Source organism: Neoroseomonas marina, from assembly GCF_012927745.1.
Classification (GTDB): domain Bacteria; phylum Pseudomonadota; class Alphaproteobacteria; order Acetobacterales; family Acetobacteraceae; genus Neoroseomonas; species Neoroseomonas marina.
This window is the reverse complement of the sequence record NZ_JABBKX010000010.1, coordinates 65,087-84,668: the sequence shown is the minus strand read 5'-3', so window position 1 is coordinate 84,668 and position 19,582 is coordinate 65,087. Positions and strand designations below refer to the sequence as shown.

Genomic DNA, 19,582 nt, shown 5'->3' with positions numbered 1-19,582 from the left:
CTCACCCGAGGAAGGAGGTGTTCAGCAGCGGTCCGAGGTTCACGTCCTGGCGCACCACGCCGGTTTCGCGCTGCACGGTGTGGGCCTTCTGCATGAACTGCGGCAGGCCGTTCGCGACGTATTCCTTGTTCTTCGCCTGGTCGAGCCATTCGATGAACTGTGCGGAGGCCTTGAACTGCTCGCCCGTCTGGTTGACGCGGCGGCCCATGATCTCGAAGGAGCGGTCGGGCTCGCGGGCGATCATCGCCACGGCGTCGAACCACGACTTCACCACGCGCCGCACCGCCTCGGGGTTCGCCTGGATGAAAGCGGGCGTGAAGCCGAGCGTGTCCACCACGCAGGGGTGGTCGAGCGTCGTCGCGAGGATCTTGCCCTTGTCCGCGCCCATGGCGCGCACCTGGGACAGGTAGGGCTCGTAGGTCGAGCAGGCGTCGAACTGCCCGGCGACGAAGGCCTGCGCGGCCGGTTGCGGGGCGAGCGTCGCGGTCGTCACGTCGCGGACCGACATGCCGTTCTCGCGCATCATGTAGGCGAGGACGAAGTAGGGCGTGGTGCCGGCGCCATCGACCGCGACGGTCTTGCCCTTGAGGTCGGCCCAGGAATTGACCGCCGGTCGCACGCCGATCCCGTCCCCGCCGCGCGAGCGGTCGAGCACCAGCACCTGCGTCAGCGGCGCGGAGCTCGCCCAGAGGATCATGGTGTCGACCGTCGTCACGACGCAGTTCAGCGCGCCGGAGACGAGAGCAAGGTTGCGCTCGCGCTGCGGGACGAACTTCGTCTCCACTTCGATGCCGTTGGCGCGGAACAGGCCGGCCTGCTCGGCGAGCGTCAGCGGCGCGAAGCCGGTCCAGCCCGACATGCCGATGGTGATCTTGGGCAGGGCCTGGGCGCGCAGCGCGGCCGGCGCGGCGAGCAGGCCTGCGGCGGCGCCGAGGAGGTGGCGGCGATCCATGGTCTTCGCTCCGTCGGAAAGGATCGGGCCCAACCTATCCGAGCGCCGTTACGGTGCAAGCATTATGCCGTGCCTGTCGCGGCGCGCACCGCGCGCCCTGCCGAAGGTGGCGGCAATCGCGTCCGCGGTTGCGCGCGAAGCAGGCTTGCCATCGCCGCACCCGCGGGCATAGGGTGCGGGCATGGTTGCGAACGGCATCCTGACGTCCCGATTTTGGTACCGCTGGTATCCACCAGCGGCCTAGGGATCCGTCACGCGACCAGATCTCCCGAAAGCCGCCGAGCCCTGGCGGCTTTCGCGCTTTCGGGACCTTGAGTTCCCGCATCCCGCAAGACACCAGGACCCGGCGGCCCCACCATCCAGAGGCCCGCCATGCACCGCTCCGACTACGATTTCGACGTCATCTCCGGCCCGTCCACGCCGCCGCGTCCACCCGCGCCGAAACCGGCCCCCGCGCCGGCGAAGCCGATGGGGAAGTGAGGCGCTCGCGCCACTCATGCCGCGTTAACCAGCACGCGGCATGATCCACGGCGTGGCCCCCCGAGCCGCGAACCGCGCCAGGACGGCGGATGATCCGGATGGAAACTCCATGCGGCCTGCCGACTGGACTCACCTCAGCGACGACCTGCAACTCACCCTCTCCCGGGAAGCCTTGCGGCGCGCCGCCGAAACCCTGGCCGACCACGCCGAGATCCTGGCGCGGGAGATGGAGGACGGCGCGCTGCTCGACCGCGGCGGGCCGGATGCGCTCCGGCTGTTCGCCGCCGTGGTGCGGGCGACCAACCGCGACGCTTTCGGCGCCGTGGGCCACGCCTGAACGCGGCCGTCAGCGCCGGACGATGTAGTAGTTGATCGTCAGGTCGATGGTGACCTGTTCTTCCGCCGTCCCCGGCGGGAAGGGCGGCAGGTTGGCGCCACGAAAGACTGCCTGCGAATAGTAGTTCAGGTAGATCGACCGCGAGGCCGAACGCAGCTCTACGCCCCGCACGCGCCCGTCCGCGCCGGTGGTGATCCGCACCGTGACCGGGCCTTCCTCGCCGAGATCCGCGGCCTCCCGCGGGTAGCGAAGGTTGCGGTCGAGCCAGGCGCGGAAGGCGTTGCGCCAGTCCGGGCCTGCCTGGGCGCCGCGCACCCGCAGGTTTTCGACGTCGCCAGGCCCCGGGATGGTCGCACCCGGCCGCAGGTCCAGTCCGCGCTGCGGGGCGCGGGCGCGCGAGGGGTCGTTCTCGCCCAGGCGGATCGGCGGCCGGTCCGTCAGGTCCAGCGGCTGCTGGTGCGGCTGCGCCGGTGTCGGCGGCGGCGGCGGCGGCGGGGGTGGCGGCAGCGGCACCTCAGCGAGTTGGCGCTGCGGCGGCCGGTCGGGCGGGGCGGGTGTCGGCACCGGAGGCGCGGGTGGCGGCGGCGGTGGGCCGGCCTCCACCGGGCGCGCCGGTTCGGGGATGGTCGGGGCGGGCGGCGCGGTGCTGGGCGGCGGGGGCTGTGGCGGCGGCGGCGTCTCCGTCCGTGGGGCCGGCGGAGGGGGTGGCGCCGGCGGCGTCGGGGTCGGAGGCGGCGGTGGCGCCGGCGGGGGAGGCACCGGCGGCGCTTCTGCCAGCCGCGGCGGCGCAGGCGGCGGCGGAGGTGGCGCGGGGGGCGGAGCCTCGGCCGTCACCACCGGGCCTTCCTCGGGCGCTTCCGCCCCGCGGGGCGCCTGGTCGGATCCGCCCTGGAACACCATGGCGAAGCTCGGCGGCGGCAATTCCTGTTGGGCCCGCCGGGACCGCGGATCGAATTCGAGCAGCACGGCCAGGATGAACAGCCCGTGCAGCGCTGCCGACACGGCCGCCGGAATGCGCATGCCGGGCCCCGGGCGGCGCCGCATGGCCAGCCGTCCGGGCGGCACGGCCTCCGTTGGCGCCGCCGGCGGTGGCGGCTCGGTTCGGGCGCTGGGCGGACGGCGAATCAAGAGAACCGGGGATCCTGCTCCAGTGTGTGGGCGGAATGTCCGAATCGGAGTCGGGATCGGGTTGCCGCTTGGGGGCGCTCTGCTACACCAAGGCGGCGCGCCGGGTTAGCACAGCGGTAGTGCAGCGGTTTTGTAAACCGAAGGTCGGGGGTTCGAATCCCTCACCCGGCATGGCGTCCCGCCGAACCTTGCATGCCCGGCATTCCGTGGCCGCCGGGCTGGGCGGAACGACGCCGGCCAGCAACAACCCCGTTCCCGTGGCGAGGCCCACCTCCACACCCCGGCCACGCGGAGAGACAGATGGGATACCAGTTGCCCTTGCATGTCCTCGCGATCCGCCCGGCACGATGGCGCGTTGGTCCCATCCTGACGCTGCTGCTCGCCTGGGGGGCCGCCCCAGCGAACGCCGACGCCCAGACGCGACCGCGTGCGGAACTCAACGGCATGGTCGCCGTGGCGGTCGTGGCAACCAGCGACGGCAGCCCGGCAGACCGCCGCGCCTGCGGCGCCGAGGTCGGCGATATGGAACGACGCGTCCTGACGGCGCTCGCCCCGACGCGCCTCGTCGCCGCCCGCGGGGCGCGCGCCGTCACCGACGCCGTCGAGGTTCACCCCGAGTATCAGCGGCTCGCGGCCGCCCATCGCGCGGCCGAGGCGGCCAGCCGCGCGGCGCCCCCCGAGGCGCGGCGCGAGGCCCAACGCGCCGAGGACGCCGCGCGACGCGCCCTGACGCCGTGGGAGGAACCGCCGCTCCTGATCGTCTCCGCCATCTCCCTCGTTGTCTCGCGCGGCGTCTGCGCGGAATATCTCGGTCTCGAAGTGACGGGACGTGTCGAACCGACACGCGTCGTCGGTACCGGCGCCTCGACGACGGGCAACGTCACGCTGTTCCTGCGCGCCGCGATGATCAGCGGGCCCGCGTCCGCATTTCGCGCCCGCCGCGGGCGCGTCATCGAGGATATGGCCCGCGACTTCGCCGGCGCCTGGGCGCAGTCGAACGTCACTCAATAGAGCACCCCGAAACGATGCGACGGCATCATCCATGCGGCTCATTGCAGCCATGGCGCCGTGGCGGGACGACAGGCGGGACCGGTTGCGCATAGGTTACGCCACCTTGCCACCTGCCGGAACAAGACCATGCGCCGCCTGGCCCTTGCGCTCGCCCTCAACGCCCTGTTCGCCGCGCCCGTCCTTGCGCAGACGCTGCGCATCGGCATGGCGGCGGAAACCTCCGCCGCCGATCCGCACAACTATGCGGCGGCACCGAACTCCACCTATCGCGACCACGTCTTTGAAGGGCTGACGGGACTCGATGCGCGGCTGCGTCCGAAGCCGGCGCTCGCCACCGGCTGGTCGCGCCGCGACGACCTCACCTGGGTCTTCGACCTGCGTCAGGGCGTGACCTTCCACAACGGCCAGCCCTTCACGGCCGAGGACGTCGTCTTCTCCTACTGCCGCACGCTGAACAATGAGAGCGAGGTGGTCGGCTCCTTCTCGCGCGAGGTCCGGCGCATCGCGGCGATGCAGGTGGAATCCCCGCACCGCCTGGTGATCCGCACGCGGGAACCCGAGCCGTTGCTCCTCTCGGACCTCGCGTCCATCGCGATCATCCCGCGCGGCGAGCGCACCGGCCTCACCTACTCCGCGGATGGGTGCGGCAAGGAAGGCCCCTGGCCGAGCGTCGCCGACTTCAACGAAGGCCGCGCCGCGATCGGCACCGGTCCCTACCGCCTGCGGTCCTACAACCGCAGCAGCCTGATCGAGCTCACCCGCAACGACGCCTATTGGGGCGACAAGCCGCATTGGGCCGAGGTGCGCCTGCGCCCCGTGACCAACGCGGGGCCGCGCCTCGCCGGCCTGCTCGCCGGCGATCTCGACGTGATCGAGGCGCCGGCCACCGCCGACGTGCCGCGCATCCGGCAGAACCAGGCCTTCGCGCTTGCTGTCTCGCCGACCACGCGCCTGATCTTCCTGCAGATGGACCAGCGCGAGAATGCGCCCTTCGTGCAGGGCCCGAACGGATCGAACCCGCTGCGCGACGTGCGGGTGCGCCAGGCGCTGTCGATGGCGATCGACCGCCGTGCGATCGCCGACCGCATCATGGATGGCCTCGCCACACCTGCCGGCCAGTTGCTGCCCGAAGGCATGCGCGGCACCGTCCCCGGCGCGGGCGTGCTGCCCTACGACCCCGCCCGCGCCCGCGCGCTGCTGGCCGAAGCAGGCGTGCCGGCCGGCTTCTCCTTCACGCTGCACTCGACCAACAACCGCTACGTCAACGATGCGCGCGTCGCCCAGGCGCTGGCGCAGTATTTCCAGCGCATCGGCGTGACGGTGGCGGTGGACGCGATGCCGTCGAACGTCTTCTTCCCACGCCGCGGGCGGAAGGAATTCTCGGTGCCGATGGGCGGCTGGGCGGCCTCGGCCGAGGAGACGCAGCTCTTCCTCCGCGCCTGGGTCACCACGATGGACCGCGAACGCGGCTTCGGCATGAGCAACTACGGCGAGTTCTCCGACGCCGAGATCGACCGCCTCGCCCGCACCGCCTTCGCCACCATGGACGAGGGCGACCGCGAGCGCCTGATGGAACAGGCGAGCCGCCTGGTGATCGAGCGCCTGCCCGTCATCCCCGTGCATTTCGAGAATGCCGCCTGGGCCTTCCGCCGCGACCTCGCCTTCGAAGGCCGCATGGACCAGACCACCCCCGCATCCGAGATCAAGCCCGCCCGATGATCGACCCGCAGCATCTGGCCCGCGCGCTCGCCGCGCCGGGCCGCCTCGCCTTCCCCTTCACCGACGCGACGCATGCGCCGGGCAAGGAGCTGATCCTCCACGCCTACCGCGCGCCGGGCGCGACGCCGGACAGCCCGGTCGTCTTCGTCCAGCACGGCATGGGCCGCAATGGCGACGAGTATCGCGACTTCTGGATCGAGGCCGCGGACCGCCACGGCCTGCTGATCCTCGCGCCGACCTTCGCGGCGGACACGCATCCGGGTGCGGAGCCCTACAACAATGGCGGCGTGCTCGATGGCTCGGGCGCCGTCACGGATGCGGTGACCTGGGCCTATCACATCCCCGCACGCGTCTTCGCGGCGGTGCAGGCCGGCGACGTCACGCGCCGGCGGCAGGCCTTCCTGTTCGGCCATTCGGCGGGCTCGCAGTTCGCACACCGCATGGCGTCCCTGACCGACCGCTCGCCGTTCTGCGCCATCGGCTGCGGCAACGCCGGCTGGTATTCGCTGCCGACGCTCGATCGACGCTTTCCGGAAGGCCTGGGCGGGCTCGGCGTGACCGATGCCGATCTCGAGGCCTGGCTCGCCTATCCGCTGCTGATCCTCGCCGGGGATGCGGACATCGAGACCTCCGGCCCCTCCCTGCCCTCCAACCCCGAGGCCATCGCCCAGGGTCCGCACCGTTTCGCCCGCGCCCACAATTTCCTTCGCTTCGCGCGGGAGGAAGCGGCGCGTCGCGGCGTGCCCTGCCATTGGCGGCTCGAGGTCGTCCCCGGCATCGGCCATGACGGCAACGCCATGTCCAAGGTCTGCGCGGCGATCTGGTTCGAGGGGCGCCAGCCCGACGCGGCGCGGATGGCGGCGCTGGCGGGGAAGACCGCGCTCTAGCCGCCGGTCAGGTCGGCCAGCGGCCAGCGCGGCCGGGGACTGTGGTCCATCCGGTCGGTCAGCCCCGCGCGCAGCCGCTCGATCCCCGCCCAGGCCACCATCACCGCATTGTCGGTGCAGTAGCGCAGCGGCGGGGCGAGCATCGGCACCCCGGCGATGCCCGCCACCCCCGCGAGCGCCGCGCGCACCGCCTGGTTCGCCGCGACGCCGCCGGCGACGACGATGCCCGTCGCCTCCGGCACCATCTCGAGCGCATGGCGCGCCCGGTCGGCCAGCACCGCGGCGACCGAGGCCTGGAAGGCCGCCGCGATGTCGGCATGGGACGCGCTGCCCTGCGCCACCGCCCGGGCCACAGCGGTCTTCAGCCCGCTGAAGGAAAAGTCGCAACCCGGCCGCCCCAGCAGCGGCCGCGGCAGGGGCACCGCCTGCGGATCGCCCTCGGCCGCCAGCCGTTCCAGATGCGGCCCGCCCGGCCAGGGCAGGCCCATCAGCTTGGCCGCCTTGTCGAAGGCCTCCCCCACCGCATCGTCCAGCGTCGAGCCCAGCCGCCGGTAGCGCCCGAGCCCCTCCACCGCGACGCATTGGCAATGCCCGCCCGAGACCAGCAGCAGCAGGTAGGGAAAGGCCGGCGCGCCCTGCGGCAGCAGGCCCGGGAGTCGTGCGGTCAGGGCATGGGCCTCGAGGTGGTTCACCGCCACGAAGGGCAGGTCATGGGCGATCGCCACCCCCTTGCCGAAGCAGGCCCCCACGATCAGCCCGCCGATCAGCCCGGGGCCCGATGTCGCCGCCACGGCGCCGAGATCCCCGAAGCCCAGCCCGGCCCGTCTCAGCACGCGCTCCGCCAGGCCCGGCAGGGCTTCCAGATGCGCCCGCGCGGCGATCTCCGGCACCACGCCGCCGAAGACGGCGTGTTCCTTCTCCTGGCTCAGCACGCCCTCGGCCAGGATGCGGCCGTCGGGAGCAAGCACGGCCGCCGCCGTCTCGTCGCAGCTGCTCTCCAGCCCCAGCACCGGCCTGTCCAAGTCGAAGCCACCTTCCGCGCCCATGGGCGGGGTTCTATGACGATGCCATGTCGCTTGCCCACCCCGCCGCCGTGCCCAAGCACCGCCGGTCCCTGCCGCTGCGCGTCGGCACGCGGGCCTCGCCGCTCGCCCTGTGGCAGACGCGGGACTTCCTCGAGCGCGTCACGCGCTTCTGCCCGGTGCTGCGCGACGCCAAGGCCTTCGAGGAACACCAGCTCATCACCTCCGGCGACCGCATCCAGGACCGCAAGCTGGCCGAGATCGGCGGCAAGGGCCTGTTCGCGAAGGAGATCCACGAGGCGCTGCTCGACGGCCGGGTGGATTTCGCCGTGCATTCGCTGAAGGATCTCGAGACCGAGATGCCGCCCGGCATCGTGCTGGCCTGCACCCTGAAGCGGGAGGATGCGCGGGACGTGCTGCTGCCCGGCCCGGCGCTGGCCGCGGCCGACCCGGGCGATCCCTTCTCCGCCCTGCCGCAGGGGGCGGTGATCGGCACCTCCTCCGTCCGGCGGCAGTCGCAGCTGCTGCACCGCCGGCCGGACCTGAACGTCGTGATGTTCCGCGGCAACGTGCAGACGCGGCTGCGGAAACTCGCCGAGGGCGAGGCAGCGGCGACCCTGCTCGCGCTGGCCGGCCTCCGCCGCCTGGGCCTCGAGCCCGCGGGCAGCGTCCCGATCGACGCGGAGGTCATGGTCCCCGCCGCCGGCCAGGGCATCGTCGGCGTCACCGTCCGCGCCGACGACACCGAGCTGCACGAACTACTGTCCGGCATCGAGGACCCCGAGGCGCGGGCCGTCTCCTCGGCCGAGCGGGCGCTGCTTGCTGCTCTCGACGGGTCCTGCCGCACGCCGATCGGCGGCCATGCACGGGTGCTGGCGGACGGACGACTGCGGCTGACGGGCCTGGTGGCGCGCGCCGATGGGTCTTTCCTGCTCAAGCGCAGCGAGGAAGGCAGCGCGAAGGACGCGATCCGGCTCGGCAGCGAGCTCGGCCGCGCGCTGCGGCGGGACAGCCCTGCCGACCTCTTTGCCTAGGCACGGCGTTCTCGTCACGCGTCCGGAGCCGGGCGCGGCCGAGACCGCTGCCGCCGTCGCCGCGCTGGGCTGGACGCCGGTCCTCGCCCCGGCTCTGCTGCTGCGTCCCTGCGCACCCGCGCGCCTGCCCGCCGCCCAGGCCCTGCTGCTGCCGAGCCGCGCCGCCGCCCGGGCGCTGGAACCGATGGCCCTGCCGGTCCTGGCGGTCGGAGAAGGCACCGCCGCTGAAGCCCGCGCGCGCGGCTTCACCGACGTCATCGCCGCCGAGGGCGAGGCGGCGACGCTGGCGGTCCTGGCCGCCGCCCGGCTCGATCCAGCGCGCGGGCCGCTGCTGCTCGCGGTGGGGCGCGGCTACAGCGTGGAGCTCGCTGCCGCGCTGCGTGCCCGCGGGTTTCGCGTGCTGCGCCGCGTGACCTATGAGGCCGTCCCGGCCACAGACCTGCCGCCCGAGGCCGAAGCCGCGCTGCGCGGCGGCCGGGTCGGCGCCGCACTGTTCACGTCTCCGCGTGGTGTTCGAATCACTCTCGCCCTGCTGCGCGGCGCCGACCTTGCCGAGGCGACCCGGGCCATTCGGGCCCTCGCGATCAGCCCCCGAATCGCCGAGGCGCTGAAACCCCTGCCCTGGGCGGAGATCGCGATCACGCCGCGACCCGACCCGGGCCTGCTGCCGTCCCTGCTCGGTCCGCCTGCGGCATGACGTCACGCCGCGCGCGCCATCGGCCTCACGGGTTGCTATACCGCCCGCCCGCCAGCCATAGGACCGGGCATGACCGACCAGACCCCGACCCCGCGCCGCTTCCTTGATCCCGCCGCCATCCCGCTGCTGGCCGGCGGGGCGGTCCTGGTGCTCGCGGCGGCCTGGCTCTGGATGACGCCGCGCCCGGTGCCGCCGCCCAACCCGACCGCCGCCGCGGTCGCCGCGCTGGAGGCCCGCATTGCCGCGCTGGAAGGCGTCGAGGCCCGTCTCGCCGCCATGGAACGCCGCCGCGGTCCCGACCTCGCCCCGCTCGAGGCGCGCATCGCCGCGCTCGAATCGCGCCCGCCGGTGGACCTCGCCCCGATCGAGCGTCGCATCGCCGCCCTGCCCGCGCCGTCGGATATCCGCCCGCTCGAGCAACGGCTGGACGCGGTGACCGGCCGCCTCGCCGCGCTGGAAGGTCGACCGGCTCTCGATCCCTCCGCCTTCGCCCCGCGCAGCGCGACCGACAGCCTCGCCACCCGCGCCGAGCGCTTCACCGAGCGCCTCGACGCCCTCGCCGCCCGGCAGCAGGCGGCCGATGCCGAAGCGATCCGCCGCACCGAGGACCTGGCGCGCAGTCTCGCCGACCGCCTGGCGCAGGCCGAGCGCGCCGAGGCCGAGCGCATCGCCGCCGCCGGCAACGCCATGGCGCAGCGCATCGCCGGGGCCGAATCCACCCTGGCCCGCCGCATCGCCGCGCTGGAAGCCGCGCAGGAGCGCATCGCGGCGCTCGAAGCGCGGGCAGCCCGCGCCGCCGCGCTCGACACGCTGCGCCAGCGCCTCGAGGCCGGACAGGCCTTCGGGGACGCTCTTGCCGCCTTCCCCACGGCACCGCCCGCGCTGACGCGCTACGCGGGCATGGCGCCGCCGACCGAGGCCGCGCTGCGCCTGACCTTCGAGGACGCCGCCCGGGCCGCGCTCGCCGCCAGCGAGCCGGCCCGCGAAGGCCAGGGCGTGCTCGACGCCGCCGCCGCCCGCCTCTCGGGCCTCGTCACCGTCCGCCGCGGTGAGCAGGTCGTCTGGGGCGACGCCGCCGCCGCCGAGATCGAGCGCGCCCGCCGGGCACTCGATGCCGGGGACCTCGACGGCGCCATCGGGCGGCTCGGCCGCCTGCCGCCGCCGGCACAGGAGGCGATGCAGCCCTGGACCGAGCAGGCCCGGGGGCTCATTGCCGCGCGTGCCGCCCTCGCCGGCCTGTCGGCGCGCTGAGGCCCGGCCATGCGTCGCGCCCTCCTGCTGCTGGCCGCGCTTTCGGCCGTCACCGCCATCGCCCTTTGGCTCGCCCGCGTGGGCGGGACCGTCGAGATCGCCGTCGGCGAGGTCTGGATCGGCGTCTCCTTCCCCGTCGCCGTGATGGGGCTGGTGGTCGTCTTCCTGCTGCTGCACGTCGTGCTGTCGGTGCTGGGCTGGTTCCGCCGGCTGCCCGACCGGCGCCGCGCGGCCCGCGCGGCGTCCCGGCGCGCCGAGGGCGATGCGGCGGTGACGCGCGCGCTGATCGCGCTGGCCGCCGGCACCGCGCAGACCGCGCGCATCGAGGTCCGTCGCGCGCGGCACCTGCTGGGCGACACGCCGCAGACGTTGCTGCTGGCGGCCGAGGCCGAACGCCTCGGCGGCCGGGAGGACGGCGCGGCGGCGGCCTTCAAGGCGCTGGCCGAGCGGCCCGATGCCCGCTTCCTCGGCCTGCGCGGGCTGCTGCGCCAGGCGATGCAGCGGGAGGATTGGGCCGCGGCACAACGCCTGGCGAAGGAGGCCGAAGCCGCCCAGCCCGGCGCCGCCTGGCTGCGCGAGGAGCGCCAGCTGCTCGCGCTGCGCACCCATGACTGGCGCGAGGCGCTGGCGCTCTCCCCGCCCGATGCGCCGCGCGCGGCCCTCGCCCTCGCCGCTGCGCAGCAGGAGGAAGACCCGGCCCGCGCCGCAGAGTTCGAGAAGCAGGCCTTCGCCGCCGATCCGGCCTTCGCGCCGGGTGCGCTGGCGCATGCGAAGCGGCTCGCCGCGGCGGGATCGGCGCGCAAGGCGCGCGGCGTGCTGGAACAGGCCTGGCAGGCGCGGCCGCATCCGGATATCGGCGCGGCCTGGCTCGCCGGGGAACGCAATGCCCTCGCCCGCGTGAAGGCGGTCGAGGACCTGACGCACCGGAACCGCGAGCATCCCGAAAGCCGGCTGCTGATGGCGCGCGCGGCGATCGATGCCGGCCTCACCGGACGAGCGCGGTCAGAACTGGATGCGCTGGTCGCCGGCGGCGCGCCGGACCGGCGCACCTGGCTGCTGATGGCGGAACTCGAGGAAGTCGAGCACGGCGACACCGCCGATGCGCGCGCCGCCCAGGCGAAATGGCTGCGCGCGGCGGCGAACGCCGAAGGCGCGCCGCGCTGGCGCTGCGCGGCCTGCGGGGCGGAGCACAATGCCTGGAAGGCGGAGTGCGCGTCCTGCGGGACGGTCGGGCGGATCGCCTGGACGGCGGTGTAGGAATCGGAAGGGCGCTGCCCCTCCGAACCACCCCGCCAGGGGGCGACGGCCCCCTGGACCGCGGGAACTCGAGTGTTGGTTTCCAAAGGCCTCTGGGCCTTTGGCGGGGAGAGCCCGAGAGGGGCAGCGCCCCTCTCGGTGTCCGTCAGGCCGCCTTCGCCGCGCTCAGCGCCTTCCACACCGTCTCCGGCGTGGCCGGCATGTCCACCGCCACGCCGAGCGCATCGACCAGCGCGTTGATCACCGCCGGCGGCGAGCCCACCGCACCGGCCTCGCCCGCCCCCTTCACGCCGAGCGGGTTGGTCTCGCAGGGCACCTCGATCAGGTCGACGTCGATCGGCGGCAGGTCGTCCGCACGCGGCAGCGCGTAATCCATGAAGGACGCCGAGACGAGCTGCCCGCTTTCCGAATCATAGGCCGTGCGCTCGAGCAGCGCCTGGCCGATGCCCTGCGTCACGCCGCCATGCACCTGGCCGCGCACGATCAGCGGGTTCAGCGCATGGCCCACATCGTCCACCACGATATAGCGGGGGATGGAGACGACGCCGGTCTCGGGGTCGACCTCCACCTCGGCCACGTGGCAGCCGTTGGGGAAGGTGTGGGACTTGATCTCGGCCGTCTCGGTGGCGTCGAGCAGCGTCGCCTCGATCCCCGCCGCGGCCTTCTTCCGCTGTGCGGCCGCGAGTTCGAGGATGCCCACCGCGCGGTCCGTGCCGACCACGCCGAAGGTGCCGCCCTTCGAGGAGAACTCGATGTCGGCGACCGAGGTCTCGAGATGCTCGGAGGCCGCGATCTTGCCCTTCTCGACCACCGAGGCGGTGGTCACCAGGATCGCCTGGCCCTCGGAATAGAGGCTGCGGGCGCCGCCCGTGCCGCCGCCATCCGGCAGCGTGTCGGAATCGCCCTGCTTCACGCGGATCTTCTCGATCGGGATGCCGAGCTCGAAGCTCGTCATCATCGCGTAGGCGGTCTCGTGGCCCTGGCCGGTCGACTGCGTGCCGACATAGACGTCGACGAAGCCGTCATCGGCGAACTTCACCGATGCGTTCTCGGTCGGCGCGCCGCCCGTGGCCTCGAGGTAGTAGGCGAGGCCGATGCCGCGCCTCTTGCCCCGCTTCGCCGCTTCCGCCTTGCGCGCCCCGAACCCGGCCCAGTCGATCTTCGCCAGCGCCGCGTCCATCAGCTTCGCGAACTCGCCCGAGTCATAGCGCTGCCCCATCGCGGAGACGTAGGGCATGCGCGAGGACGGGACCATGTTGCGCTTGCGGAGCTCGATGCGGTCGATGCCGATTTCGCGCGCCGCGGTGTCGATCAGGCGCTCGACCAGGTAGTTGCTCTCGGGCCGGCCGGCGCCCCGATAGGCGTCCACCGGGACGGTATGCGTCATCACGCCGATCACCTGCGCGTGGATCGCCTGGAAATCGTAGACCGAGGCCAGAACCTTGGTCCCCGCGCCGGTCGGGATGAAGGGCGCGAAGGTGTTGAGGTAGGCCCCCATCCCCGCCCAGTTCTTGGTCCGCAGGGCGAGGAACTTGCCGTCCTTGTCGAGGGCCAATTCACCGATGGTGATGTTGTCGCGGCCATGGGTGTCGGACTGGAAGGCCTCGGTGCGCTCCGAGGTCCACCGCACCGCGCGCTTCAGCTCGCGCGCGGCGAAGCAGGTCAGGACGTGCTCGGGGTAGATGAAGATCTTCATCCCGAAGCCGCCGCCGACATCGGGCGTGACGACCCGGAAATTGTCGCTCGACAGGTTGAAGATGTTCTTCGCCAGCACGTTGCGGACCAGCCAGGATCCCTGGGTGTTGGTCGTCAGCGTCCAGTGGTTGCGCGCGGCGTCGTAGTCGGCGAGCGCGGCGCGCGCTTCCATCGAGGCGACGACGACGCGGTTGTTCACCACGCGCAGCCGGGCGACATGCGCCGCGCCCTTGATCAGCGCGTCCACCTTGGCGGCGTCGCCGACGTGCCAGTCGAAGCAGGTATTGCTCGGCGCGCTGGCCCAGACCTGCGGCTGGCCCGGATCGGTCGCCGTCGCCAGGTCGGTTGCGGCCGGCAGGGTGTCGTAGTCGACCTCGATCGCCTCGGCGGCGTCACGGGCCTGCTTGATGGTCTCCGCGACGACGAAGGCGACGGGATCGCCGACATGGCGCACGACACCCTCGGCCAGCGCCCGGCGGGGCGTGTCGGAGGTCGGGCGGCCGTCGATCGACTTCACGGGCGCGAGGCAGGGCAGGTGCCCGATGCCCGCCGCCGCGAGATCCGCCCCGGTCCAGACGCCCAGCACGCCGGGCATCGCCTTGGCCGCCGCGGTCGAGATGGAATTGATGCGCGCATGCGCATGCGGGCTGCGCAGGACGTAGCCCTCGGCCTGGCCGGGGACGGCCACGTCGTCGGTATAGCGGCCGCCGCCCTTCAGAAGGCGCGGATCCTCGACGCGGCGGATGGATTGGCTGAGGCCGAACTTCGCCATGCGCGGGGTCTCCCTTGGTTCCTCGGCCCATCATCTGCGATGCGGGCCGGGGATGGGAAGGGGGGGACGCGTCAGCCTTCGGCCGGCGCGCGCCCGAACATGCGCTTCGTGCGTTCCCGCATGGACTGGAACACCACGTAAAGCATCGGGATCACGAAGATGCCAACCAGCGCGGCGGCGATCATGCCGCCGAACACCGCCGTGCCGACCGCGCGGCGGGAGAGCATGGCGGCGCCGGTCGCGAAGACCAGCGGCACCAGGCCCAGGACGAAGGCGATCGAGGTCATCATGACCGCGCGGAACCGCAGCCGGGCGCCCATGATGGCGGCGTCTCGGATCGGCAGGCCTTCCTCCCGCTTCTCCTTGGCGAATTCGACGATCAGGATGCCGTTCTTGGCCGCGAGCGCGATCAGCACCACGAGGCCGATCTGGGCGTAGATGTCGAGCGGCATGTTCGCCACCCACAATGCCCCGAAGGCGCCCAGGACGCCGACCGCGACCGACAGCAGCACCGGGATCGGGATCACCCAGGATTCGTACAGCGCGACCAGGAACAGGTAGGCGAACATCACCGCGAGCGCGAGGATGTAGGCCGTCTGGCCCGAGGCCTGCTTCTCCTGGAAGGCGGTGCCGGTCCATTCGTAGCCGTAGCCCGGCGGCAGCACGCGCGCCGAGATCTGCTCCATCGCCGCGAGCCCGTCGCCCGAGGACACGCCCGGCCGCGGCGCGCCCTGGATCGAGATGGCGCGGTAGTTGTTGTAGCGGAAGATGGTCTGCGGCCCAACGCGGGTGCGGACATCCGCCACGGCGCGCAGGGGCACCATCTCGCCCCGCGCGTTGCGGACATGGATGCGCCAGATGTCGCTGATGTCGCGCCGGTCGGATGCCTCGGCCTGCAGGTTCACCTGCCAGGTGCGGCCGAACAGGTTGAAATCGTTGACGTAGAAGCCGCCGAGCGTCGCCTGCAGCGCGGTGAAGATGTCCGCGATGCGCAGGCCGAGCGCCTGCGCCTTGTCACGGTCGAGGTCTAGGAACAGCGTCGGATTGGTCGCGTTGAAGGTCGAGAAGGCCGCGGCGATCCGCGGGTCCTGGTTCGCCGCCGCGATCAGCCCGAGCATGGTGGCGCCGAGTTCCGCCGGCGGCCGCCCTTCGTAATCCTGCAGGATGTATTCGAAGCCGCCGCCGGTGCCGAGGCCGATGATCGGCGGCAGGTTGAAGGCGAAGACATTCGCCGTCCGCACCCCCTGCCCGGCCCCGAACACCCGCCCGATCGCCGCCTGCACCGACATCTCCGCCGTGGTGCGCTCGGCGAAGGGCTTGAGCCGCGCGACGAGGAAGGCGGAGTTCGACTGCGCCCCGCCGTCGATCAGCGAGAAGCCGACGATCGCGAGCGTTCCCTGAACCGAGGGGATGGAACGCAGGATCTCCTCCACCTGCACCACCGCCTGGCGCGTGCGCGCGACGGAGGCGCCCTGCGGCAGCTGGATCTGCACGAAGAAGGCCCCTTGGTCCTCCTGCGGCAGGAAGCCCGAAGGCGTGCGCTGGCCCATGTACCAGATGCCGGCGAAGAACCCACCGGTCAGCACGATCGACAGCAGCGCGACGCGCACCAACCGTCGCACCACGCCCGCATAGCGGTCCCGCACCCAGTCGATGCCGCGCAGCCAGCGGCCCATGATGCCGGGCCGGTGTCCGCCGGCATGGGCGTGCGGCCGGAGGAAGACGGCGCAGAGCGCGGGCGAGAGGGTCAGCGCATTGATCGCGCTGATCACCATCGCGGCCGAGATCGTCACCGCGAACTGGCGGAACAATTCGCCCGACAGGCCCGGGATGAATCCGATCGGGACGAAGACCGACAGCAGCACCAGGGTGATGGCGATGATCGGCGCTGTGATCTGCGCCATCGCCTTCTTGGTCGCCTCGGATGGGGTGAGGTGCGGTTCCTCCTCCATCACCCGTTCGACGTTCTCCACCACCACGATGGCGTCGTCGACCACGATGCCGATGGCCAGCACCATGGCGAGCAGCGAGATGGTGTTCGCCGAATACCCGAGTGCGAGCAGGATCACGAAGGTGCCGATCAGGCTGACCGGCACCGCGACCGTCGGGATGATGGTCGCACGCATGTTCCCCAGGAACAGGAACACCACGATCACGACCAGGATGAAGGCCTCGAGCAGCGTCTTGATCACCTCGTGGATCGTGTCGCTGACGAAGTCCGAGGTGTCGAAGAAGATGCGGTGGTTGACGCCCGCCGGATAGCGGGAATGCAGGTCCGCCATGGTCTGGCGGACATTCTCGGCCGCGGCGACGGCATTGGCGCCGGGTGCGAGGTAGACGCCGAAGGTGACCGCCGGCTGGCCATCGTAGCGGCTCTCGGTATCCATGCTCGCCGCGCCGAGTTCGATGCGCGCGACGTCGCGCACGCGCAGCGTCGAACCGTCGGGGTTGGCGCGGATCACGATCTCCCCGAACTGCTCGGGGGTGGTCAGGCGGCCCTGGGTCTCGAGGTTGATCTGGAACTGCTGGTCGTCCGGGATCGGGCGCGCGCCGATGCGCCCGACCGGCGCCTGGACGTTCTGGGCCTGGATCGCCGCCACCACGTCGGAGGGCGTGAGGTTCAGGCTGATCAGCCGGTCGACCTCGAACCAGATGCGCATGGAATAGTCCATCGCGCCGAAGAGCTGGACCTGGCCGACCCCCGGCACGCGCGCGAGCCGGTCGATGATGTTGATCGTCGCGTAGTTCGATAGGAACAGCGGCGTGTGCTCGCCGCTTTCGGAGTAGAGGAAGATGAACTGCAGCACCGCCGAGGATTGCTTGCGGACGGTGACACCCTGCCGCTGCACTTCCTGCGGCAGGCGCGCGAGTGCGGCCTGCACCCGGTTGTTCACGTTGACGGTCGCGATGTCCGGGTTGGTGCCCAGCGCGAAGGAGACGTTGAGGCTGTACGACCCGTCATTGGCGCTGTTCGACCGCATGTAGATCATGCGGTCGACGCCGTTCACCGAGGATTCGAGCACCTGCGCCACGGTCTGCTCGACCACCGCCGCCGAGGCGCCGGGGAAGCGGGTGGTGACCGAGACCTGCGGCGGCACGATGTCCGGCAACTGGGAGACCGGGATGCGCAGCATCGCCAGCGCGCCCGCCAGGGCGGTGACGATGGCGATGACGATCGCGAAGCGCGGCCGATCGACGAAGATGGCGGAGAACACCGGCCCTCAGCCCCGCCCCGGCACCGTTTGCGGAACGGTCGGTCCGCTGGCTGGCCCCGGGTTCACCGGCTGGCCGGGCCGCACGCGCTGAAGGCCTTCGACCACCACGGTCTCGCCGCCGTTCAACCCGCCCTCGATCACCGCCGTCTCGGCCGAGGACCGCCCGAGCATCACGTTCCGCCGCTGGGCGAGGTTGTTCTCGCCGACCACGAAGACGAAGGAACCCTGCTGGTCCTGGAGCACCGCCGCGCGCGGCAGGGCGATCGCCATCACCGGCTCCGCCCCTTCGACCGTCACGCTGACGAACTGACCATCCACGAGTTCGCGCGGGGAGACGCTGACCTCCCCGGTCTGCAGGCGGCGGATGGGGTTCGGGATCAGCGCGCGCACCAGGATCGTGTCCGTGTTGCGGTCGATCTGGTTGTCGATGAAGTCGATCCGCCCGGCCTCGGGATACAGCCGCCCGTCGGTGGTTCGGATCCGCACGCGCGTCGCATCCGCCCCGCCGCGGCCCTCGAAGCGATTGCGGAGTTCCAACGCGGTCCGCTGGCTGACGGCGAAGGCGACCCGCATGGGGTCCTGGCTCACGATGGTGGCCAGCGTCCCGACATCCGGCCCGACGACGTTGCCCACCGCGAGGTTCGACCGGCCGATCTGGCCCGCGATCGGCGCCTCGATCTCGGTGTAGCCCAGGTTGATCTGCGCCACGCGCAGCGCGGCCTGCGCGGCCAGCACGCCCGCGGCCTCGGTCCGTTCCGCGGCCTGGGCGTTGTCGAGCGACACCTGGGTCCCCGCCCCGGTCTGGCGCAGGTCCCGCGCCCGGGCCAGGGCCACGCGGGCGTTCTCGACCCGCGCATTGGCCGCGGCGAGGTTCGCCTGCGCCTGCTCGACCTGCGCCTCGAAGGGGGCGCGTTCGATGCGATACAGGATCTCGCCCTGGGTGACGTCGCCACCCTCGCGAAACAGGCGCTCCTGGAGGAAGCCGGTGACGCGCGCGCGGATATTCACGCGATCCGTGGCTTCGACGCGCCCGACGAACTCGATGGTTTCCGTGACCGGTCGGCGTTCGGCTGTCATCACGCCCACGGCAGGCGGCCCCTGCGGCCCGAACTGGGCGGCTGCCGGGCCAGCGGCCAGGAAGAGGACAACCGCGGCACCCGCGACAAGACGCAGCATCGGCAGCATCCGACTGTTTCGGTCCCAAATGTCGATCATGATGCGCTGCGTCAAGCGCCGCGCGCTGCAATCCGGCGCGAGGTTACGGCGTCACGCCTCATCGCGCCACGAAGACGGGACAGGGCGCTGCGTGCAGAAGGCGGCGGGTGGCCGAGCCCGTGAAGAAGGTCCGCAGTCCCGAGTGCTCATAGGCACCCATGACCAGCAGCCCGGCCGGCATGGCCGTCGCCTCGGCCAGCAGGGCGTCGACGGGATGCGATCCCTCGACCCCCACGGCCTCGGCCTCGAAGCCATGCTTGCGCAGGTAATCCGCGGCGGTGCCCGCCATCCGCACCGCATCCGCCCGGTCCGCCGCCATCGACAGCACCCGGACCTGCATGTCATGCGCAAGACCCAGCAGCGCAAAGAGCTGCAGCGCGCGCATCGCCGGGATCGACCCGTCATAGCCCACCAGGACCTTGCCCGAGGCCGGCGCGTCGCCCGGCGGGACGACCACCAACGGCCGGGCGCCATCGTGCAGCAGGCCCTCGATCACCGGGGCGAGGCCGTCCGGATTGTCCTCCAGGCCCAAGGTCGAATCCCGTCCGATCACGATCACGTCGTGCGCGGCGCCGGCCGCGATCAGGGCAGGCTCCGGCGCATCGGCCAGGCGCATCGGGGTGAAGGGCGTGTCACCCGCCGCGGCCGCACAGGCGGCGAAGGCGGCATCGGCTTCCGCCGCCATCCGCCGGGCGCGGGCCGCGTCCCGACGTTCCTTGAAGGCACCCGCGCCCGGCGGCACGGCCTCATGCTCATCCGCCGGATTGTCGAGCACGGCCGCCGCCGTCAGCGCCGCGCCGGTGTGTCGCGCGAAGGCGATCGCCAGATCCCGCGCGCGCTGCGCGCCGGGCGTGTCGTCGAGCGCGACCAGGATGCTGCGGATCATGCGGCGATGTCCTCTCCTGCGGGC

Annotated in this window: 15 protein-coding genes and 1 tRNA gene; 9 read left to right on the top strand and 7 right to left on the bottom strand. The window is 72.3% G+C overall.

Going from position 1 to position 19,582, the window contains the following annotated elements:
• Position 1: 1 nt before the first annotated feature.
• On the bottom strand, positions 2–952 hold the full coding sequence (locus tag GWK16_RS21690) for an ABC transporter substrate-binding protein (protein ID WP_170056069.1): 951 nt from the start codon (positions 950–952) through the stop codon (positions 2–4).
• Between the two features lie 589 nt (positions 953–1,541).
• On the opposite strand from GWK16_RS21690, the gene GWK16_RS21685 reads away from it, so the two are divergent.
• The gene (locus tag GWK16_RS21685; protein WP_170056068.1) at positions 1,542–1,769 is read left to right on the top strand and encodes a hypothetical protein; all 228 of its coding nucleotides are present in this window, start codon (positions 1,542–1,544) and stop codon (positions 1,767–1,769) included.
• Positions 1,770–1,778: 9 nt separating this feature from the next.
• Here GWK16_RS21685 and GWK16_RS25650 read toward each other — a convergent pair whose 3' ends face one another.
• Positions 1,779–2,813 carry a TonB family protein gene (locus GWK16_RS25650; protein ID WP_170056067.1) on the bottom strand — a complete coding sequence of 345 codons (1,035 nt, stop codon included), beginning with the start codon at positions 2,811–2,813 and terminating at the stop codon, positions 1,779–1,781.
• Between the two features lie 183 nt (positions 2,814–2,996).
• On the opposite strand from GWK16_RS25650, the gene GWK16_RS21675 reads away from it, so the two are divergent.
• From GWK16_RS21675 to GWK16_RS21660, 4 genes are all read left to right on the top strand, one after another.
• Positions 2,997–3,068: transfer RNA gene (locus GWK16_RS21675), tRNA-Thr, on the top strand.
• A gap of 129 nt (positions 3,069–3,197) precedes the next feature.
• Positions 3,198–3,908 carry a hypothetical protein gene (locus GWK16_RS21670; RefSeq protein ID WP_170056066.1) on the top strand — a complete coding sequence of 237 codons (711 nt, stop codon included), beginning with the start codon at positions 3,198–3,200 and terminating at the stop codon, positions 3,906–3,908.
• Positions 3,909–4,034: 126 nt separating this feature from the next.
• Complete coding sequence (locus tag GWK16_RS21665) at positions 4,035–5,627, top strand: ABC transporter substrate-binding protein (RefSeq protein WP_170056065.1); 1,593 nt, start codon at positions 4,035–4,037, stop codon at positions 5,625–5,627.
• Complete coding sequence (locus GWK16_RS21660) at positions 5,624–6,514, top strand: alpha/beta hydrolase (protein ID WP_170056064.1); 891 nt, start codon at positions 5,624–5,626, stop codon at positions 6,512–6,514. Before GWK16_RS21665 ends, GWK16_RS21660 begins: the two co-directional genes overlap by 4 nt.
• On the opposite strand, the gene tsaD is transcribed toward GWK16_RS21660, so the two are convergent.
• Positions 6,511–7,560, bottom strand: a complete 1,050-nt coding sequence (gene tsaD, locus GWK16_RS21655) for a tRNA (adenosine(37)-N6)-threonylcarbamoyltransferase complex transferase subunit TsaD (protein WP_170056063.1) — start codon at positions 7,558–7,560, stop codon at positions 6,511–6,513. The two genes, GWK16_RS21660 and tsaD, sit on opposite strands and share 4 nt — an antisense overlap.
• A 23-nt stretch (positions 7,561–7,583) precedes the next feature.
• Here tsaD and hemC point away from each other — a divergent pair, with 23 nt between their 5' ends.
• From hemC to GWK16_RS21635, 4 genes are all read left to right on the top strand, one after another.
• Entirely contained in the window at positions 7,584–8,570 is a 987-nt protein-coding gene (gene hemC / locus GWK16_RS21650; protein ID WP_170056062.1) for a hydroxymethylbilane synthase, read from the top strand.
• Positions 8,563–9,267: a uroporphyrinogen-III synthase gene (locus tag GWK16_RS21645; RefSeq protein ID WP_170056061.1), complete on the top strand. Its 705-nt coding sequence runs from the start codon at positions 8,563–8,565 to the stop codon at positions 9,265–9,267. Before hemC ends, GWK16_RS21645 begins: the two co-directional genes overlap by 8 nt.
• Before the next feature lie 69 nt (positions 9,268–9,336).
• The gene (locus GWK16_RS21640; RefSeq protein ID WP_170056060.1) at positions 9,337–10,518 is read left to right on the top strand and encodes a hypothetical protein; all 1,182 of its coding nucleotides are present in this window, start codon (positions 9,337–9,339) and stop codon (positions 10,516–10,518) included.
• 9 nt (positions 10,519–10,527) lie between these two features.
• Positions 10,528–11,775 (top strand): heme biosynthesis HemY N-terminal domain-containing protein, encoded by a 1,248-nt coding sequence (locus GWK16_RS21635; protein ID WP_170056059.1) that lies wholly within the window; start codon positions 10,528–10,530, stop codon positions 11,773–11,775.
• Positions 11,776–11,920: 145 nt separating this feature from the next.
• On the opposite strand, the gene GWK16_RS21630 is transcribed toward GWK16_RS21635, so the two are convergent.
• The 4 genes from GWK16_RS21630 to GWK16_RS21615 form a co-directional block, all read right to left on the bottom strand.
• Positions 11,921–14,242 carry a xanthine dehydrogenase family protein molybdopterin-binding subunit gene (locus GWK16_RS21630; RefSeq protein WP_170056058.1) on the bottom strand — a complete coding sequence of 774 codons (2,322 nt, stop codon included), beginning with the start codon at positions 14,240–14,242 and terminating at the stop codon, positions 11,921–11,923.
• 71 nt (positions 14,243–14,313) lie between these two features.
• The gene (locus GWK16_RS21625) at positions 14,314–17,457 is read right to left on the bottom strand and encodes a multidrug efflux RND transporter permease subunit (protein ID WP_170056057.1); all 3,144 of its coding nucleotides are present in this window, start codon (positions 17,455–17,457) and stop codon (positions 14,314–14,316) included.
• 6 nt (positions 17,458–17,463) lie between these two features.
• The gene (locus GWK16_RS21620; protein ID WP_170056056.1) at positions 17,464–18,633 is read right to left on the bottom strand and encodes an efflux RND transporter periplasmic adaptor subunit; all 1,170 of its coding nucleotides are present in this window, start codon (positions 18,631–18,633) and stop codon (positions 17,464–17,466) included.
• A gap of 97 nt (positions 18,634–18,730) precedes the next feature.
• Entirely contained in the window at positions 18,731–19,558 is an 828-nt protein-coding gene (locus GWK16_RS21615) for a universal stress protein (RefSeq protein ID WP_170056055.1), read from the bottom strand.
• Between the last annotated feature and the right edge of the window lie 24 nt (positions 19,559–19,582).

Bases quoted from the DNA above. Each gene is read 5' to 3' on its own strand.
- GWK16_RS21635 (WP_170056059.1), top strand. From the start codon at position 10,528: ATGCGTCGCGCCCTCCTGCTGCTGGCCGCGCTTTCGGCCGTCACCGCC.
- GWK16_RS21660 (WP_170056064.1), top strand. From the start codon at position 5,624: ATGATCGACCCGCAGCATCTGGCCCGCGCGCTCGCCGCGCCGGGCCGC.
- GWK16_RS21620 (WP_170056056.1), bottom strand. From the start codon at position 18,633: ATGCTGCGTCTTGTCGCGGGTGCCGCGGTTGTCCTCTTCCTGGCCGCT.
- GWK16_RS21690 (WP_170056069.1), bottom strand. From the start codon at position 952: ATGGATCGCCGCCACCTCCTCGGCGCCGCCGCAGGCCTGCTCGCCGCG.
- GWK16_RS21665 (WP_170056065.1), top strand. From the start codon at position 4,035: ATGCGCCGCCTGGCCCTTGCGCTCGCCCTCAACGCCCTGTTCGCCGCG.
- GWK16_RS21670 (WP_170056066.1), top strand. From the start codon at position 3,198: ATGGGATACCAGTTGCCCTTGCATGTCCTCGCGATCCGCCCGGCACGA.
- GWK16_RS21630 (WP_170056058.1), bottom strand. From the start codon at position 14,242: ATGGCGAAGTTCGGCCTCAGCCAATCCATCCGCCGCGTCGAGGATCCG.
- GWK16_RS21640 (WP_170056060.1), top strand. From the start codon at position 9,337: ATGACCGACCAGACCCCGACCCCGCGCCGCTTCCTTGATCCCGCCGCC.
- GWK16_RS21685 (WP_170056068.1), top strand. From the start codon at position 1,542: ATGCGGCCTGCCGACTGGACTCACCTCAGCGACGACCTGCAACTCACC.
- GWK16_RS25650 (WP_170056067.1), bottom strand. From the start codon at position 2,813: ATGCGGCGCCGCCCGGGGCCCGGCATGCGCATTCCGGCGGCCGTGTCG.
- hemC (WP_170056062.1), top strand. From the start codon at position 7,584: ATGTCGCTTGCCCACCCCGCCGCCGTGCCCAAGCACCGCCGGTCCCTG.
- tsaD (WP_170056063.1), bottom strand. From the start codon at position 7,560: ATGGGCGCGGAAGGTGGCTTCGACTTGGACAGGCCGGTGCTGGGGCTG.
- GWK16_RS21615 (WP_170056055.1), bottom strand. From the start codon at position 19,558: ATGATCCGCAGCATCCTGGTCGCGCTCGACGACACGCCCGGCGCGCAG.